Below are 19,471 nucleotides of genomic sequence, written 5' to 3' on the forward strand. Positions count from 1 at the left end.
GCGGCGCCCGTCCCGGGCACGGAGATCCGGACCTGCGCCGCCCGGTGAACCGGACCGGTGCTTCGCACGTGGTCAGGCCGGGAGTGCTGTTCGCACGCCGGGGGAGGGCCCCGCCCGCCAGGCCGCGTACGGAGAGGACCCGAGATGGCCCAGCGTCCGACCGACTGGAACGCGATCGGCCTGACCGCCGACCCCACCCCAGGGGACCCGGAGCGGATGGACGAGGTGCAGCGCTCGCTGGCCGACCTCGGCCGGGTCGCCAGGGAGATCGACGACGCCCTGGACGCGGTGCTGAACAAGACCGGGGACGGCGCTTTCGTCGGTCAGACCGCGGACGCCCTCCGGGACAAGATCAGCGGACCGCTGCGCGGCTTCGTGCAGTCCGTCGCCGACGCCTTCGAGAACTCCGCCCGGGCACTCACCACGTACGCGGGCGTGGTCCGCGACCAGCAGTGGCGCGCCGACAACGCGCTCTCCCAGGGGCGCGGCCTGGCCAAGGACGACACCCGGCTGACCGAACTCGCGAGCACCGCCCGGGCGGCCGGCACCGCCCAGGACGAGGCCGGGCGGACGGCCGGCAGCGCGCTCAGCAGCGCCGCCAGGGGCATCAAGCAGCCGGTCTCCGACTGCGACCTGTTCTGGGAGGCCTTCCAGTGGCTGGCGATCGCGCTGATCCTGCCGGCCCTGATCTTCGGCGGCCCGATCGCGCTGATCGCGATCGGCGTCAACCTGGCGATCTTCGTCAAGACCGCGGTGGACTTCGCCCAGGGCAAGGCCAGCGCGCTGGACCTCTTCCTCTCCGGCCTCGGCATGATCGCGCCGACCACCAAGGGCCTGCCGCTGCTCAAACTGATCAGCGCCGGGGCCAAGTTCACCTGGAAGGGCATCAAGGGCGTCGGCCAGGCGGTGGCCAACTTCTTCCGCGGCATGTTCACCGGCGGCGGCCTGCACGGCTTCGCCTTCCTGCCCGGTCTGCGCGACTTCGCCTCGCTGACCGGCAACTGGGTGAAGTCCGGCGGCCTCTGGGTGATGAACTCCATCACCAAGCTGCCCAACTGGGCGGGTATGACCTTCCGGGGCAGCGGCCTCGCCGTGATCCAGGGCATCAAGGCGATCCCCGGGCTGGTCCGCGGCCTGCCCGTCGGGCTCGGCCGGTTCGGCACCGCGTCCTGGAACTTCGCCCGCGCCGAGCTGGGCGGCACCAAGTGGCTGCGGCTGGTGCTGCCGGTGGACGCCGCCGAGATCGGCCAGTACGGGCTGCGCGGCGCGCTGCGGATCGGGTTCGTGGAGCGTGGCGTGCTGGGCAAGTTCCGGTTCGGCGCGCCGATCCTGGGCACCGCCGGCCGGACGGCGGCGGCGATCCCGGTGCCGCCGCCGCTGCACCAGGTGGACGCCCTGGTCGACCTGCCGCGCGCGGACCTCGCGAAGATCCGGCTCGGTGACTGGTCGGGCCCGCGCGGCCTGGAACTGCCGCACCTGGAGCCGGGCGGCCTGGGCCTGGGCTTCTCCCGCCCGCCGACCTTCGGCGTGCACAGCGGCTTCACCGACCAGCTCTCGCTCGCCCCGCACGCGGTACGGCAGTTGGACGCGCTGCTGGACACCCCGGTGCGCGAGCTGCACGCCGTCCGGATGGGCGACTGGGCCAACCTGACGGTCACCCCGAGCGGCCTGCACCTGGACACCGGGCTCGGGGCGAGCGCGCACCCGTCCGTCGGTGCCGGCAACCTGGCCGGCCACGCCGGCACCCCCGGCGCCCTGCACCTGCCGGGGACGCTCGGCAGCACGCATCCCGTGGCCCCGGCCGCCCACCTCACCGACAGCCTCGGCGCCGGCGCGGGCACCGTCCACCTGCCGGCCCTGCAGACCCAGACGGTGGGCCTGCTGCACCAGCCGGGCACCGCCGTGAACGGGCTCGGGACCGTCGGCACCGCCGGGACCGGCGCGCTGCACACCGCCGCCCCGCACGTCCCGACGGTGCACACCGCCGACCTGCTCGCCCCGAGCAACGGCGTCCACCAGGCCGCCACCGTGAATCCGGCCGTCACCCTGCACCCGACCGTCGGCGTCCATCCCGGTGGCGCCTTCACCCCGGTCACCACCGCGCCCGCCACCACCGTGCGCGGCCTCGGCCAGATCGGCTCGCCCGGGACGCAACTGCACGGCGCCATGGACCTGCTGGCCACCGGCTCCCCGCTGAACCGGGCCGACGCCCCGGTCTTCACCACCGGCGGCCACCTGGGCGAGCACAGCACCCAGGCCCTGACGGCCCATCAGATCAACATCCACCTCTCCGAGTTCGCCCCGCCCCGGGCCGTCACCGCGCCGCCGGCCGTCCTGCCGAGCGTGCACGCCCCCGGCGCCGGGGCCGGCGCCGTCACCCGGGTCGACGACGCGCTCGGCCTGCTGGACCACGGCGGCCAGCGCCTCACCCCGCCCCCGGTCACGTCCGCCGTCCAGCCGCCCGCCGGGCACACCCCGGGCCTGACCGCCCCCACCCCGGCGCCGCTGGTCCAGGCCCCACTGGCGCAGGCCCCGCTGGTCCATTCGCCCGGGCCCGGGGCGGCCCCGCACGGCGCCGCCCCCGGCCGGCTGACAGGTGCCCAGCTCGACCAGCTCTGGCGGCAGCAGAGCGACCGGGTGGTCGCCCTGTTCGGCGCCGCCGACGACCCCGGTCGGGGCGCCCGGCTCCAGGCCTGGCAGGAACTCACCCTGGCCCGGCACGAGTTCGGCAAGGCCGAGCGGCTGCTCGCCGACCTGGACGCCCGTCCGGGTTCGGGCTCCCGGCCGAGCCCCGTCCGGATCCACGCCCAGGCCTCGGTGGACGTCGCCGCGCAGCGCCTCGACGAGAGCCTCGAGCGGCTCGCCGCGCTCGGCGTCGACCCCGCCCGGATGGACCAGGACCTCGCCCGCCTCAGCGCCGACAGCCTGCGCGAGCGGCCCCGGCTGCTCGGCGGCTCCGGCAGCGCCCAGTCGATGCCGCAGCTCAACCCGGCGCCGGTGCCGCAGGTTGCCGCCCAGGCCGCGCCCCCGGCGCCGGTGCTGCTCCCGCTCGCCGACAGCGCGGTGGCCGGCCCGAACGGCTGGCGGATCGAGACCACCGTCACGCCCGGCGGGTCGGTCCACCGGATGCTGGACGCGCACAACGTCCCCGACCCGCTGCTGCACCCGGTGGCCCGGCCCGGTGGCGGCTTCGACGTGCACAACGCCCACCTGGGCAGCGTGCAGAGCTACGACGGCACCGGCCGGCTGGTCGCCGAGGAGGTCCCGCTCGGCGGCCTGGGCGGTGCCCCCGACGGGCGGTACGTGCACACTGACTTCGACGGCCACGGGAACGCCGTCCACGAGGCCCGCGACGCCACCGGCCCGCTGCCGCTGAACGTCACCGCCCGCCCCGGCGGCGGCTTCGACCTGCGCGACCCGCTCACCGGCGGGCACCACGGCTTCGACCACGGCGGCACGCTGGTCGAGGAGGGCCGGCCGCTGCTCGACGCCGCCGGTACGCCGGTCGGCCCGGTGCTGGTCCTCTCCCACGACACCGGCGTGGTCACCCACTCCCTGGCGGGCGGCGGGGGCCACCACCTGGACGTGCTGCCCGGCGGCGCCGGCCTGCGGGTCACCCACCCGGTCACCGGCCGGTCCGTGCACGTCGACGTTCAGGGCCGGTTCCTGGACGAGGGCCTGGCCCTCGGCGACGGCGGCGGTCTGCGTGGTGCGCGCTTCGCGGTGCCGGACGGTGCGGGTGGCCATGTGCTGACCGACGCGGCCGGTACCCGCCTGCCGCAGCCGGTGAGCACGCTGCCCGACGGCACGGTGCGGATCACGGACGCCGCCACCGGTGCTTCGGCGCGGTACGGGGCCGACGGGTTGCGGGTGGAGACCGGCCTCTCGTTGGCCGACGTGGCAGGTGTCCGGGGTGGTCATTTCCTGGTGGACGGTGCTCCGCACCGGGTCACCGACGCGGCCGGCACGCCGAACGGCCTGACCGCCGATCAGCTGGCCGGCGGCGGCTGGCGGGTGACCGACCCGCGTACCGGGGCGTCCACCCGGTACACCCCGCAGGGCGGCTTCGCCGAGCAGGGCCTGTCGTTGGTGGACGGCGGGGGTCTGCGTGGTGCGCGGTTCGCGGTGCCGGACGGCGCGGGTGGCCATGTGCTGACGGACGCGGCGGGTACCCGGTTGCCGCAGCCGGTGACGACGTTGCCGGACGGCACGGTGCGGATCACGGACGCGGGTACGGGCGTGTCGGCGCGGTACGGGGCCGACGGCTCGCGGCTGGAGACCGGTCTGTCTCTCGCGGACGGCGGGGGTCTGCGTGGTGCGCGGTTCGCGGTGCCGGACGGTGCCGGTGGCCACGTCCTGACCGATGCGGCCGGTACCCGGTTGCCGCAGCCGGTGACGACGTTGCCGGACGGCACGGTCCGGATCACCGACGCCGCCACCGGTGTGTCGGTGCGGTACGGCGCCGACGGTTCGCGGCTGGAGACCGGCCTCTCGCTGGTGGACGGCGGGGGTCTGCGTGGTGCGCGGTTCGCGGTGCCGGACGGCGCCGGCGGCCACGTCCTGACCGACGCCGCCGGGGTCCGGCTGCCCGAGCGGGTGGTGGCCCACCCGGGCGGCGGGTTCCGGGTCGAGCAGTTGCCCACCGCCCCGGGCGGCGGCCTGCGCTACGAACGGCACGGCGCGGACGGCACGCTGGACGCCCGCGGCCAGCAGCTGCTGGACGCGGGCGGCGCGCAGGTAGGCCACCTGGAGCGTCCGGTCGGCGGCCCGGCGCACCCGCTGGCGCCCGTCCCGCACTGGCTGGACGGCGGGTTCCGACCCGACCCCCGGCGGGTCGTCACCGCGGACGGCACCGGGTTCCGGGTCGGTGACCTCGACGGCGGCCACCAGGTCTTCGACGACGCGGGCCGGCTCACCGACGACGCGACCCGGCTGCGCGGGCCGGGCGGTGCGCCGGTCGACCGCTGGGTGGTGACGCACACCCCGCAGGGTGGCCCGCGCACCCTGACCGTGCTGGACGCCACCGACACCCCGTTGCCGCACCTGACCGTCACCGAACGACCCGGCGGCGTCCGCCAGATCACCGACACCACGGCCGGCGGCGACTTCGTCCGGTACGGCGCGGACGGCAGCAGGCTGGAGGCCGGTACCGCGCTGCGCGGCCCGGACGGCAACCCGAACGGGACGTTCGCGGTCGTCCCCGAGCCGGGCCCGGCCGGGGTCCGGGCGCCCGGTCGGCTGGAGGGCGCGGCCGGCGGCCAGGTCCCGCAGCGGGTGGTCACCGTCCGGGCCGACGGCGGACTGCAGGTCACCTTCCACCGTCCCGGCGGCCCCCGGGACGGCGAGTTCACCGTGCACGACCCGGCCGGCGGGGCCGTCACCCACCAGGGCGTCAACGTGCTGGACGGCGGTCGCCGCACCGACCACCAGTACGTCATCGACCACACCCCGGCCGCCGGGGCCACCTGGAGCAGGCAGCCGCACCCGGCCGCCGCGCACCCCGCCCCGGCGGGCACCGGGGCCTTCCACCACGGCCGGGTCGAGATCACCGGCAACGGCGGCCGGATCCGACTGCTCGGCTCGACGTACACACCGGTGGAGGTGTTCGAGCGCCGGGTGCTGCCCGGCGGCGGGGTGCTGGACGCCTACCGCCGCACCGACACCCTGTCCTTCGGGGACCTCAACCGCCGGACCGGCTGGGCCCACTGGGACGACACCGGGGCGCTGGCCGGGCACGGCACCCGCCGCTACGACACCTCCGGCTTCGGCTGGCGGGACGTCGACCACCGGGGCGCCACCGTGCACGAGTACCGGGACGGCCTGCAGAAGACCGGCGGGGTGGTGGGTCACACCTTCGCCGTCCGGGGCGCCGGCGGGCGCTGGACCTGGCACCGCTTCGACGGCGCCGGCACGGAGCTGGCGCACGGCCCGCGCACCCCGCACCGGGACGGCGGCTGGACCGACCGGCTGCCCGACAACACGCTCGTCCAGAAGCAGTGGGGGATGGCGCACGGCCCGGACAAGGCGGGCCACTTCCAGGAGCACACCTGGCGGGCGGGCGTCCAGCACACCTGGGAGCGGCAGTCCCCGCACGGCAAGGAGGTCGGCAAGCGCGAGGTCCTGGCCACCGACCAGGGGGTCCTGGTCACCTCCCGCTGGTCCGAGCAGCGTCCGCCGGTCTGGGTGCGTGACCGGCTGGTGCACGCCGGAACCCCGCAGGGCGCCGCCGCCCACCTGGCGACCGACACCCGTTTGCAGACCTTCCACTGGAACAAGACCGGCGGGGTGAACGCGGGCGGGGTGCACGCCGTCGGCGGGGTGCGCTACGTCGCCATGGACGGCGCCCTGGTCGACCTCGGCGCCGACGGCCGGTTCGTCCGCTCGACCGTCAAACTGCACAGCGGCAACACCCTCAAGGTCGGCGACCACGCCACCCCGCCCGGCCACCCGCCGACCGACCCCGCGCACATCCCCTGGGAGGAGCCCGGCCGCCGCGGCTACCGGGCCGAGCTGGCGCCGGCGCCCGGCGGCGGCGCGAACCGGCCGCTCTGGCAGGACAGGTTCCAGGACCCGGGCGGCCCCGGCTGGGTGGTGGCCCGGGAAGGCTTCCCGGACGGCTCGGTCCGCGAGTACCGGGTGCCGCCCCAGGTCGACCCGGCGACCGGCCAGGTCAACGGGCGCCTCGACAACCCCTGGGTGCAGCGCGACGCCCACGGCAACCTGACCGGCACCCACGACATCTGGAGCGACGCGCACGGCAACCCTTCCCGGATCACCGGTACCGGCCGGCCGGACTCCGCACGCTGGACCTGGACGGCCACCGACCACCTCGGCACCGTGACCACCGGCAACCGGACGGTCTTCCGCGGTTCCGACGACCCCCGGCTGCCCTGGGACGACTCCTTCCGCGACGTCGACGGCGCCGGCGCGCTCGTCCGCGAGCGGAACATGCTGGACGGCGGCCGGTGGACCGACACCTGGCGGGGCACCGCGCCCGGCGGCGGCGAGCGCTGGTTCACCCAGAAGTACGGGCCGGGCGGCGTCGTCGTCGACTACGGCGCCGGACAGCAGGTCCGCCGCTGGTGGAACGGCACCACCCGGGCCTGGGAGGACGGGTGGCACGCCGGCGCCCGGCACTTCCGGGACGAGTTCCGCCCGGCCGGCGGCGGCCCGGCCCTCACCGTCCGCGAGGTGCCGCCGCACCTGGCACTCGGTGACGGACCGCTGCGGGTGCGCGAGTACGTGCCGGGCGGCGGCGCGCCGCACCCGGCGGGCGCCTGGAAGGAGTTCGACCACGGCGCGGTGGTCCGCGAGCGCAAGCCGCTGGGCGACGGCACCTTCCTGGAGAAGGACGCCTGGCGCAGCCAGTGGCGCCGCTACGACGGCAACGGCCGGATCGTCGCCCAGCGCACCGACAGCGGCCTGGTCTGGGAGAGCACCCCGGGCGGCGGCCTGCGGGTCACCGGCAACGAGTACGACTTCCGGGGCCCGCTCACCGAGGTCCGCGGCTTCGGCCGGCGGATCCGCGAGGCCAACCGGCTGCCCTGGGGCGACTCGGTCTCGGTGCGCGTCCCGCGGATGCAGAACGCGCTGGACGGCGTCCCCGGCCTGCCCGCCGCGGCCGGCGGCCGGGTGCCGCTCGGCGAGGCGCTCTACCAGCCGTACTGGAAGGTGCTGGCGAAGAAGGTCGCGCTGGAGTTCGGCCAGGAGTTCGTGCTGGAGTTCGGCGCCAACCTGGCCGTCAACGGGATCGTCGCGGCGGCCAACCACAAGCCGTTCACCGGCAAGGACGCCCTGAAGGCGTTCGCCAACGCGGCGGTCGGCGCGGGCGTCAAGAGCCTGGTCAGCACCGGGATGCACGAGATCCGCGGCTCCGTCACCGGCGGGCCCAAGTCGGTGCTGGGCAACGTCGACGGCGGCAAGCACGAGATGCGCCGGCCCAACAACCACGACAAGAACTGGGCCAACGAGTGGGCCGGCAACGAGACCCCGACCCGCTGGCGCGGCGGCACCTACGACTTCTTCTACAACGCGGCCCTCGGCGGCGTCGTCGGCTGGGTCAACGGCTCGATGAACGCCGCCGTCTGGGGCGTCACCGGGGCCGACGGCAAGACCCATGTGCTGAGCGGGATGGACGCCTTCCTGGACGGCGGCATCGCGGGCCTGGCCGGGCTCACCACCGCCAGCAGCGCCGCGCTGGCCAAGAACGCCGTGATCATGGGCGGCGGCAGCCGGTTCTTCCACCGGCAGGGCTTCGGCGAGTTCTGGCTCCAGCTGCCGTTCAAGATCTTCGAGAAGACGGTCACCTCGCTCTGGCTGACCAACGCCTACCGGGCGAGCATCAACCCCCCGTGGTACCGCAACCCGCTCCCGCCGGCCCCCGGCCCGCAGCAAGGACAGAACCCCTGATGGATCGTCGGACCACCCGTCAGAACGCCGCCCGGCCGGCCGAGCAGCCCACCCGGATCCACGCCGTCGGCCCGCGCGGGCGCGGCGCCCACCGCCTGATCGGCGACGCCCTGCGGGCCGCCGTGCCGGGCGACACCGTGGTGGTCGACCCCGGCCGCTACGAGGAGGCGGTGGTCCTGGAGCGCCGGGTGGTGCTGGTGGCCCGCCAGGGCTCGGGCACGGTGGTGCTGGCCGCCCCCGCCGGGGCCGGCCCGGCCCTCACCGTCCAGGGGCCGGACTGCCTGGTCCGCAGTCTGGACATCGAGGCGGCCGACCCGGGCGAGCCCGCGGTCACGGTCGCGCCCGGCGCCGGGGTGGTGCTCGCCCACTGCACCGTCCGCGGCGGCCGGATCGAGGTCCGCGGCCCGGAGCGGGCCGAGCAGGACGACGCGGAGGACGACGCGCAGGGCACCTCCGCCGTCCTGCTGCGGCACTGCCGGCTGGAGGGTGCCCGGCTGGCCGCACTGCGGCTGTCCGGCGGGGCCCGGGTCCGGGCCGAGGACACCGTGATCACCACCGTCGACGGCACCGGCGCGGTGCTCTCCGGCACCGCGCGGCTGGACGCCGTCCGGCTGCGCCTGGAGTCCACCACCGGCTCCGGCCTCCGGCTGCGCGGCCAGGCCCGGCTGCGACTCAGCGACTCCGTGCTGCACCGGGCCGGCCGGGCCGGCCTGCTGCTGGAGGACGGCTCCCGGGCCAGCGCCGACGGCACCCGGGTGGAGGCGGCCGGCGCCGCCGGCGTGCAGGTGACCGGCTCCGCGCGGGCCGAACTCGCCGACTGCCGGATCGCCGGGGCCGGCGCCAGCGCGCTGGTGGTGCAGGACGAGGGCAGCCTCGTCGCCCGCGGCTGCACCGTCCGCGAGCCGGCCGCCAACGGGCTGCTCGCCACCGGCTCCGCCCGCGCCGAGCTCACCGACTGCCGACTGGACGACTGCGCCTTCAGCGCCCTGCACCTCTCCGGCGACGCCGACGGCACCCTCACCGACAGCCGGGTGCGCGGCGGCGCCGAACACGGCGTGCACCTGGCCGGCAACGCCCGCGCCAGCCTCACCGACTGCGCGGTCAGCGGGGTCACCATGGCCGGCGTGGCGGTCACCGAGCAGTCCGCCGCGACCGTCACCGGCTGCCGGATCTCGGCCGCCGACACCGGGGTCACCGTCTCCTCGCCGACCGGCTCCCGGATCGCCCACTCGACCGTCACCGCGACCGTCCGCAGCGGCCTGGAGATCGGCCCGGGCGCCAAGGCCGAACTCCTCGGCAACCGGGTGGCCGGCGCCGGCGCGGCCGGGATCCTGCTGGACACCGGCTCCGACGTCACCGTGGAGGGCGGCACGGTGGAGGGCAGCGCCGGCTCCGGCCTGGTGGTGTGGACGGGAGCCCGCCCGGTGGTCAGCGGCCTGCGGATCGAGGGCGCCGGCAAGAACGGCGTCTACTTCGCGCAGGACGCCGGCGGCCTGCTCACCTCCTGCGACGTGGTGCGGTCCGCCTTCCCGGCCCTGCACCTGGCCGCCGGCGCCGGCCCCCGGCTGCGCCGCTGCCGGGTCCTGGACTGCGCCGAGGCGCTCGGCGGCGAGGAAGGCGCGGCGCCCGTGTTCGAGGAATGCGACCTCGGCGACCGCCCGGCGCCCCCGCCCGCCGCGCCGGCTCCCTTCGGGGTGCCCGCCGGGGCCGCCGCGCCGCCGTCCGCCGCCCTCGCCCCGGCCGGGCCGCCGCCCGAGGTGGTCGAGGAGCACCTGGACGACCTGCTGGCCGAACTCGGCACCCTGGTCGGCCTCGACCGGGTCAAGCACGACGTGCACTCCATGGTGAAGCTGATGCAGGCGGTACGGCTGCGCGAGGAGGCCGGGCTGCCCGCCCCGCCGCTGAGCCGCCACCTGGTCTTCGCCGGCAACCCCGGCACCGGCAAGACCACCGTCGCCCGGCTCTACGGCCGGCTGCTGAAGGCCCTCGGCCTGCTGCGCCGGGGGCACCTGGTGGAGGTCGACCGCAGCGCGCTGGTCGGCGAGTACGTCGGCCACACCGGGCCGCGGACGGCCGCGGCCTTCAACCGGGCGCTCGGCGGGGTGCTCTTCATCGACGAGGCGTACTCGCTGGTGCCCGCCGCCGGCGGCCACGACTTCGGCCTGGAGGCGGTCGCCACCCTGGTCAAGCTGATGGAGGACCACCGCGACGACGTGGTGGTGATCGCCGCCGGCTACCCGGCCGACATGGCCCGCTTCATCGGCTCGAACCCGGGCCTGTCCTCGCGTTTCACCCGCACCCTGCTCTTCGAGGACTACCAGGCCGCCGACCTGGTCGCGATCGTCGAGCACCAGGCCCAGGAGCACCGGTACGAGCTGACCGGGGCGGCCCGGCAGCGGCTGCTGCGGCACTTCGAGACGGTGCCGCGCGACGCCGGTTTCGGCAACGGCCGCTCGGCCCGGCAGACCTTCCAGGAGATGACCGAGCGGCAGGCCCAGCGGATGGCGGAGCTCGGCAACCCGACCCCCGGCCAGCTCACCGCGCTGGAGGCGGAGGACCTGCCGCTGCTCGGCTGACCGGCCGCCGGCCGGCGAGGGCGGCGCCGGTCAGTGGTCGCCCGCGGGCACCAGCATCTTCCCGAAGTCCCGCAGCCCGGCCTGCGGCATGTACGCCCGGGTCAGTGCCACGCCGATCCGGGGCAGGTCGGCCTCGTCCCGGTAGACCAGGTGCATCGGCTCGTGGACGGGCTGGAACTTGGCCTTGAAGGAGTGCAGGGAACGGAACCCGTAGTACGGCTCCAGCGCCGCTCCGAGCTGGTCCAGGAACCGCTCCAGCGGGCTGTCGGCGGTGCTCGCCCCGCGCGCCAGCGGCGCCCCGGACAGCGACAGGAAGGTCGCGCCGTCCTCCCGCACCGCCAGGCAGGTGGACGCGATCAGGAACTCCACCACCGGGCGGAACGCCCCCTGCTTGCGCCGCCGCATGACGTCCAGCGTCCAGCCGACCGGGGTGCCGCCCTCGCCGTAGACCGGCATCCACGAGGTGACCCCGTGCACCTGGCCGTCCGGGTCGATCGCCAGGCCCACCCGGACGTCCCGGTCCAGCGCCTCCTCCACCCCGCCGAGGGTGAAGCCCATCTCGGGCAGACCCATGTCGCTCACCCACTCCTCGGAGATGGCCCGGACCTGCGCCACCACCTTGGCGGGTTCGTCGGCGAGCGCGCCGAGCCGGTACTCCATGCCCTCCTTCTTGGCCCGGTTCAGTGCCGTCCGCACGTCCTGCCAGGACTTGCCGCGGAACTCCAGCCCCTCCAGCTCGATCACGGTGTCCTCGGCCACCTGGACGTGCTGCCAGCCCATCGCCTCGGCGGCCACCGCGGTGCGCTCGGAGGCCGAGAACAGGCACGGCACCACCCCGGACGCGTCGCACATGCCGGCGAACTCGGTCAGTGCCCGGTTCCGGTCGTCCGGACGCCCCACCGGGTCGCCCAGCGCGACGGCCACCCGGGCGTGGGTGCGGTAGGCCACGTACGCCCGGCCGTCCGCCGCCGACAGGTAGGAGTTGTCCCGCCAGGTGGTCATCCAGGACAGGTTGCTGCCGCCGTACCGCTTCAACAGCTCGGTGGCCTCCGCGCGGCCCAGGCCGCCCTTGGCGGCCGCCTTGCGCCGCTTGCGCCGCGAGGGTGCGCGGAACGCGTCCCGGGCGCCGATCAGCAGGATCAGCTCCATCGTCCAGATCACCGCCTGCGGCAGCAGCACCGGCAGTCCGGAAACCTCCACGTCCGCGTCGGTGGTGACCTGGACCACCAGGACCACCGCGGCCAGCAGGCCGACCAGCACATTGAGGACGGCGAACCCCACCGTCCAGCGCCAGGCCAGCCGGCTGCCCCGGCGCAGCCCGTTGATCAGCAGCGCGATGAACACCAGGTTGACGGCCAGGCCCAGGTGCGAGTCGGAGAGGCCGTGGGTGTCGCCGAGCGGGCCGTAGCCGGGCGCGAGCCAGACCACGATCTGGGTGACCGCGACGATCACCAGGCCGGTCACCGCCCCCAGTCGCCACTCCCGCCGGCTCGGCGGCCCGGTGCCCGCCGCCCGGTCGCCGGCCAGCCGCCGTCCGACGGCCAGGCCCAGCACCACCGCCAGGAAGTGCTCGACGTCGCTCACCGTGCCCGAGTACAGCAGCCAGATCACCGCGAAGGCGATCAGCGCGGCTCGCAGCCGGCTGCGCCACGGCGCCCGCATGGCCGCCGAGGCCGCCGCGCCGGCCGCCAGCGCGCCGGCGGAGAACCCGGTGTCCAGGTCGTGCGACAGGGCCTCGGCCCAGTCCCAACCGCTCTGTCGCAGGGCCAGCAACAGGGCGGCGCAGCCGAGCGTGGCGGCCAGCTGTCCGACGCAGCAGATCAGCGCCGCGCGGGCGGTGCCGAGCCGCCATTCCGTGTAGCCGGCCAGCAGGGCCAGCCCGATGACGACGAGCAGGTACACCACGGGGTCGGAGGCGAAGAAGGCACCGGTGACGAAGGTCCACAGGCGCCCGGAGGTCAGCGAGGGGGTGCCGTAGGCCACCTGCGGGTACCAGGACTGGTCCTCCGCGGACGTCCACAGGGTGCCGCTGGCGAGCCCCACCAGCAGGACGGCCACGCAGGCCCCGCAGGTGAACGGCAGCCGGGTCACCAGCGCCACGGCCCGACCGCGGAGCCGTTCGGCGCCGGTCGGCGTGCCGTCCGGCGGGGCGCCGGCCCCCTCCTTGGGAGGCTGCTTGGCGGCCGGCTGTTTCTGGGCCGGCTGTTTCTGGCCGGGCTGCTTCTGGGCCGGCTGTTTCTGCTGCTTCTGCGGGGGCCGCTCCGGGGCGGAGCGCTGCGAGGAGGCTGCCGCCTTCTGCTCGGACTGCTGCCGCGCGGCCTGCTCGGACGGCGCCGGGTTCTGTTTCTGCCGGGGCTGCTCATGAGCCGGCTGTTCCTGGGCCGGCTGCTGCGCCGGCTGCTGCTTCGCCGCCTGTTCCCGAGGGGCCTGTCGCTGCGGATTCTGCTGCTCCGGCGCCGGTTGCGGCGGCGCCTGCTCCGGCGAATCCTGCTCCTGTGAGGCCTGCCTGGACCGAGCCCCGTCGGCGTTCTCCATCGTTGCTGTCACCCGCCTCCGGTGCGCGTCCCACCGGCCGGCCGGACCGCCGGCCCGCAGGCCTGTCCCTGCACCCATCGTTGCCGGTCCGCCGGGGGCGCGCGACTTCGGCGGACCGGGCCGCCGCCGCGCCGCGGGGGCGGCCGGGCGGGGCAGCGAGGTGCTGGAGCAGCCCGCTTCGAGCCTGCCCGGCCCGGCCGGGCGCGGCGGTGCCGCCCGGTACCGGGCGGGGCCCGAACCCGTGGTCGGCACCCCGGGAGGGGCCTTCACCGCCCCGGCGGCGCGGATCCGATGACGACCACCCGGGCCCAGTCGGGTGGCGTGTCAGGCCGGCGGTGGGGACGGTCCTCGTCCCAGGACGCGGAGCGCCGGGGGAACAGCCCGACCACCGTCCGGCACGGCGGCCGGGTGCTGGGCCACGGCGTCTGCCCGTCCGTCAGGACCACCACGACGTCCGGGCGGGGCGAGGCCCGCAGGGCCCGGGCGAAGCCCGCGCGCAGGTCGGTGCCGCCACCGCCGACCAGCGGGATGCCCTCGGCGCGGCAGAGCGGGTGCACCGCGCCGGCCGCGGCGTCGCAGGCCACCACGTGGACCAGGTCCCGACGGCCGCCCAGCGCACGGGAGATCGCGGCGACCTCCAGCAGGGCGCTGCCCAGTTCGGCGTCGCTGACCGACCCGGAGGTGTCGATGACCACGGACACCCGGGGCGGCCGGCGCCGCAGGCTCGGCAGCACGGCGCGGGGGACGGCGGACGAGCGCCGCGACGGCCGCAGGTAGCTGTAGTCCTCGCCTGCGCCGGAGCCGGCGGCCGCCGAGCGGACCGCCGCCCCCAGCAGGTCCCGCCAGGCCTGCGGCGGGTGGAACGCGTCCTCCGCCCACCGCTGCCAGCCCGCCGGGGCGCTCCCCGGCCGGCCGGTGATGCCCTGCGCCACCCGGAACCGGACGGCGTCCTGCTCCTGCTCGCCGAGGCCGTGCGCGCCCTCCGGGCCCAGCTCCCACTCCCGCTCCAGCCCGTCGGCCCCGCTGCCGCAGTCGAGCCAGACCAGGCCCTGCGTCAGCGGTCCGAGCCGGAACCGGCGCAGGTAGTCCTCCATCAGCTCCCCGGCGGGCAGCCCGAGGGACGCGGGATCGACGGCCCCCTGGGGCCGCACCAGCCCTTCCCCGAAGATGTCGTCGTTGATCTCGCAGTCGGCGGCGATGTTCATCCGCAGCCGCTCACCCGGGCCGTTCAGGCCGCGCTCGCGGGCGACCCGGTCGCTGCGCCCGTGATGGTCGCGCAGCAGGTGCGACACCTCGTGCACCCACACCCCGGCCAGTTCCTCCACCGGCGTCCGGGCGACGAAGGCCGGGGAGACGTAGCACCGCCAGTGCCGGTCGACGGCCATGGTGGGGACGTTCCGGGACTCCACGGTGTGCAGGGCGAACAGCGCTGTCGCCAGGTAGGGCCGGACCCGGGCCGCCTGCAGCCGCGCGGCGAACAGCTTGTCGAGGTCCAGGGCCACCGGCGCGTGCGGGCTCATCGGGCGCCCTGCGCGGCGACCCGGGCCACCGCCCGGTCCGCCCGCCGGGAGACCGAGACCACGCCGGAGAGCCGCTCGATCGCCGCCGGGACGTCCCAGTCCGGCCGGCGGAGGGCGGCGAGGGTGGTGGCGGGCACGACCACGAGGTCCGGGGCCCCGGTCTCCAGCGCCCGGACCAGCAGGGCCCACGCCGCGTCCCAGCGCGGCTTCTCCGGGCGCAGCTGCACCGCCGCCACCACGCCGTCGAGCGCGGCCTGGCGCAGGTCGCCCCGCTGGGGCAGCTCGGCGCCCGTCGGGTCGGCGAGCAGCAGTTCGGGGTCGGGGAGGTCCATCCGGTCCAGCCCGGCCAGCAGCTCCAGCCCCGGACCGTCCCCCACCGTGCCCCTGACCAGCAACGAGAGGACGTCCCGGGAGGAGCCGGCCGCGGTCGCGAAGGCGATCAGGCACAGGGCCATCTCCCAGCTCCGGGGCGACGGCCAGGCGCCGCCCCGGCGGGATTCGCCGCTGGGCAGCCGGTGGACGAGGGCGGGGCGGGCGGCCAGCAGGGCGCACACCGCGCGGCGGGCGCGGTCCACGGCCGCCGGCAGCCGTGCGGGGTCGAGCCGGGGCAGGGTGGCCCGGGGCCAGGTCCCGCCCAGGCCGCGCACCACCACCTCGTGGTCGTGCGTCCATCGCAGATGGACGAAGCGGTTGGCCAGTGGCGCGCTCAGCTCCCAGCCGTCGGCGGCCGAGGAGGCCGGGTTGGCGGCGGCCACGATCCGCACCCCGGGCGGCAGTTGCAGGGAGCCGATGAGGCGTTCCAGCACCAGCCGGAGCAGGGCGGCCTGGACGGCGGGCGGCGCGGTGGACAGCTCGTCCAGGAAGAGCAGCCCCCGCCCGGCCCGGACCAGGCGTACGGCCCAGTCCGGCGGTGCCAGCGGGACGCCCTGTTCGGCCGGGTCCTCGCCGAGGACGGGCAGCCCCGAGAAGTCGGTGGGCTCGTGCACGCTGGCGATCACCGTGGTCAGCGGCAGGTCGAGGGCCGTCGCGAGCTGGGTCAGGGCGGCGGTCTTGCCGATCCCGGGCTCGCCCCAGAGCAGGACGGGCAGGTCGGCGGCGACGGCGAGGGTCAGCGCCTCCAGCTGGCTGTCGGGGCGCGGTTCGGTGGTCGACTCGCGCAGCAGGGCCAGCAACTGCCCGGCGACGTCCAGTTGGGAGGCGGCGGCCGGGGCGTCGGGCGTGCCGGGGGCGGGCTCGGTGTACGGGGTCGTCTCGGCGTACGGGGTCATGGGGTATCACCTCGGGGGTTCGGGTGGGTCGCGCGGGTGCGGGGCGGTGGCCCCGGGCACGGCGGAACCTCACGTGGCGCGGGTACGGGAGCGCGCCGGGGTGCGGGTGTGGAGCGGTGCGGGTGCGCAGTGGTGTGGAGAGCGGTGCGGGTGCGCAGTGGTGTGGAGAGCGGTGCGGGTGCGCAGTGGTGTGGAGAGCGGTGCGGGTGCGCAGTGGCGAGGGGTACGAAGGGGGTCGGGCGGGCGACGGTGGCCCGTGGATCAGCCGAAGGCGGCGTGCCGTGGTCCCGAGCGGCGGTCACGGGGGCGTCGGCGGTCGGGGCGCGGCCCGCGGTGAGCCGGCAGGTCCAGGCCCGCCCGGTACAGCCGGTGGTCCGTCCGCCGCTCCACCGCCGCCTCCAGCTCGTCCCGCAGGGCGCCGCCGCGCAGCAGCGCGTCGGGGCCGAGCAGACCGGTGACGACGGCCAGGGCGCCGGCCGTGTCGCCGTGGTCCAGCCGCTCCCGGACGCCGGTGAGGCACTCCGGTTGACGGTGCGCCACGTCGATGACCTGGAGGCAGGGGAGCGGAGTGCCGGTCAGCGCGGCGAGCAGCTCCTCCCGGTGGATCTCGGCCGGGTCGTGGTCCAGCGGGACGAGGACGCCGTCGACCAGGCCGATCCGGTGCCGGGCACCCCGGCAGTCCACCAGGCGCGGCCCGTCCGCCCGGTCCGTGGGCGGGGGTGTCCCGGCCCCCGCGTGGTCGGGGACCAGCGCGGAGGCGACCAGCGGGTGCAGGCGGCCGGCCTCGATCGAGCCGGTGCGGAGCAGTTCCAGGTCGGGCGGCACCCAGGTCGAGGCGTCGGGCAGCACCGGCCACCGGCTGCGGTCGCCGCGGCGCGCCGCCGCGATCCGTAGGGTCGGCGGCCCGGGGCCGTCCCCGTCGCGGCCCGCGACCGGTTCCAGGACCAGCCGGTGCCGGGCCCCGAGCCGTACCGAGACGGCAGCGGTGGGCCGTCCCTCCGCCCGCAGCAGGATGCCGGCCTCGGCGGCCCACCGGTCGACGGCGCAGCCGAGGGCGCCCGGCGGCAGCCGGCCCGTCAGGTCAGGGCCGGGCACCGCGGGGTGCGCGCCCGGTGGCCGGTCGGCCCCGGAGCGGACCCGCAGCTCGTCCGTCCTGCGGGCGTCCCACAGGTGCCGGTGCAGGTCGAGGCGGAACCGCGGGGCGGGCCGGGGGTGCGGATGGCGGGGGTCGCCGGCCTCGCGGCGGGATCCGTCCCACAGGGCGAGGCCGATCCGCTGGCCGGCGTCCGCCCAGGCCGGCGGGGTGCGGGCGACGAGGTGCAGCGGTTGCCGGCCGTCCCGCCCCGCGGCCTCGTACCGGGCCAGGGTCATGGTCAGACCCGGGCGCAGCAGCCCGTCGGGGGCCACCCTCGGCAGGTGCCAGCGCAGCAGGTCGGGAGCGAGGTGGCGAAGGTCCGCCCGGATCCGGGCGGCCAGTTCCGGGCCGTGGGTGCGGGCCAGGGAACGGAGGTCGAGGTCGACGTCGACGCCCGCGGCGGCGCAGGCCCCCGCCCAGTCCCCGGCGGTACGCCGGGTGGTCGCGGTCTCGATCATGGACGGCGGCACGGCGTACTCACGCACGCGCAGCCAGAGGGAACGCCGGGAATCCCCGTACGCGGTCGGAGTGAGCATCAGCGCTCACCTTGCGCGGACGGGACCCCCGTTTCGTCTACCGAACGGAATGTCATGGCGGGCAGCGTATCGCCGGGCGCCGGGCCTGTCAGTTCCTTTTCGGTGGGGCCGGATGCGGCGGGCGGCCGGTGTCTTTGTGAGCATCCTGGTGAGGAATGCGGCCGCGCCGGTGCGGCGGCGACCTGGCGGGAAGAAGGAGGGGATGTTCGGTGAACGCGATTCGGTGACGGCCTACCTGAGACGCCGGCTGAAGGACCCGGTGGTGGTCCTGACGGTCCGTGCGACGGTGGCGGCCACGCTCTCCTACGCCGTCGCGCTGCAGCTGAGCAGCGAGCCGGCGCCGCTGACCGCGCCGCTGACCGCCCTGCTGGTGGTTCAGGTCACCCTCTACTCCACGCTGACCACCAGCATCCGCCGGGTGAACTCGGTGGTGGTCGGGGTCCTGATCGCGATCGGGTTCAGCTCGGTGATGGGGCTGTCCTGGTGGAGCCTGGGGCTGATCATCCTGGCCTCGTTGACGATCGGGCAGTTCGTCCGGGTCGACGAGTTCGTCAACGAGGTGGCGATCAGCGCCATGCTGGTGCTGGGTGTCACCCGTCTGGCCACCCAGGCCTGGGACCGGGTGCTGGAGACCCTGATCGGCGCCGGGGTGGGCCTGCTCTTCAACCTGGTGTTCGCCCCGCCGGTCTGGGTGGACACGGCCGGTGAGTCGATCGAGGACCTGGCCCGCCGGGCCCGCCACCTGCTGCTGCGGATCGCCGAGGAGCTGGGCGGCCCGACCCCGTTCGAGCAGGCCGCGGCCCGGCTGCACGAGGCCCGCAAGCTGGACCAGGCCATCGCCGACGTGGACGCGGCCCTGCGACAGGCGGAGGACAGCCTGCGCCTCAACCCGAGGATCTCCGAGGGCCTGCTCTCCCGGCTGGTGCTCCGGACGGGGCTGGACACCCTGGAGATCTGCGTGGTCGTGGTGCGGGTGCTGGCCCGCTCGCTGGCCGACCTGGCGAAGCGTCGGGGCGCGGACGAACGGCTGTTCCCGCCGGATGTGGCGCTGGCGCTGGAGGAGCTGCTCACCCACATCGGCGGCGCGCTGGTGAGCTTCGCGGTGCTGGTGTCGACCCAGGTCAGCAGTAACGCGGAGGAGGCCGAGGAGCGGCTGGCGGCCGAACTCTCGGCGGCCTGGGCCAGTCGTGAGCGGGTCGCGCAGATGCTGCTGCGGCGGGTCCAGGAGCACCCGGAGGCCTGGCAGTTGCACGGCTCGCTGCTGGCCGAGATCGATCGCATCCTGGACGAACTGGACCTGGAGCACCGCGGCCGGCGCCTGATGGAGGAGCTCGACCGGGCCTCGGTCGCGAACCGCGAGCGCTTCACCCGGCTGGGCCGGCTCCGGCGGTTCGCCCGCGGTGAGCGCTGAGCAGGTGCGGGGCCTGGAGCAGATGCGGGGCGTGGAGCAGAAACGGGGTGTCCAGCACGGGCGGGCCGCCGGGCGCGGTGG

The 19,471-nt window shown here is 76.2% G+C and carries 7 protein-coding genes; 3 read left to right on the top strand and 4 right to left on the bottom strand.

Features of this window, described 5'->3' with window-relative positions; all coding sequences use genetic code 11:
- Positions 1-144: 144 nt before the first annotated feature.
- Both OG689_RS37860 and OG689_RS37865 read left to right on the top strand, forming a co-directional pair.
- Positions 145-8,409, top strand: a complete 8,265-nt coding sequence (locus OG689_RS37860; RefSeq protein ID WP_266326061.1) for a hypothetical protein — start codon at positions 145-147, stop codon at positions 8,407-8,409.
- Complete coding sequence (locus OG689_RS37865) at positions 8,409-10,985, top strand: right-handed parallel beta-helix repeat-containing protein (RefSeq protein WP_266326063.1); 2,577 nt, start codon at positions 8,409-8,411, stop codon at positions 10,983-10,985. Before OG689_RS37860 ends, OG689_RS37865 begins: the two co-directional genes overlap by 1 nt.
- Before the next feature lie 30 nt (positions 10,986-11,015).
- Here OG689_RS37865 and OG689_RS37870 read toward each other — a convergent pair whose 3' ends face one another.
- The 4 genes from OG689_RS37870 to OG689_RS37885 form a co-directional block, all read right to left on the bottom strand.
- Positions 11,016-13,532, bottom strand: coding sequence for a DUF2156 domain-containing protein (locus OG689_RS37870; RefSeq protein ID WP_266326065.1), 2,517 nt, complete (start codon positions 13,530-13,532; stop codon positions 11,016-11,018).
- Positions 13,533-13,786: 254 nt separating this feature from the next.
- Positions 13,787-15,040 carry a VWA-like domain-containing protein gene (locus OG689_RS37875; protein WP_266326067.1) on the bottom strand — a complete coding sequence of 418 codons (1,254 nt, stop codon included), beginning with the start codon at positions 15,038-15,040 and terminating at the stop codon, positions 13,787-13,789.
- Positions 15,037-16,308 (bottom strand): MoxR family ATPase, encoded by a 1,272-nt coding sequence (locus OG689_RS37880; RefSeq protein ID WP_266326069.1) that lies wholly within the window; start codon positions 16,306-16,308, stop codon positions 15,037-15,039. Before OG689_RS37880 ends, OG689_RS37875 begins: the two co-directional genes overlap by 4 nt.
- A 261-nt stretch (positions 16,309-16,569) precedes the next feature.
- The gene (locus OG689_RS37885) at positions 16,570-17,979 is read right to left on the bottom strand and encodes a hypothetical protein (protein WP_266326071.1); all 1,410 of its coding nucleotides are present in this window, start codon (positions 17,977-17,979) and stop codon (positions 16,570-16,572) included.
- Between the two features lie 202 nt (positions 17,980-18,181).
- Between OG689_RS37885 and OG689_RS37890 the strand changes: the two genes are divergently transcribed.
- Positions 18,182-19,390, top strand: a complete 1,209-nt coding sequence (locus OG689_RS37890) for an aromatic acid exporter family protein (RefSeq protein WP_266326073.1) — start codon at positions 18,182-18,184, stop codon at positions 19,388-19,390.
- Positions 19,391-19,471: the final 81 nt, after the last annotated feature.

Origin of the sequence: Kitasatospora sp. NBC_00240, from assembly GCF_026342405.1 — a bacterium.
In the GTDB taxonomy this organism is placed as follows: Bacteria; Actinomycetota; Actinomycetes; order Streptomycetales; family Streptomycetaceae; genus Kitasatospora.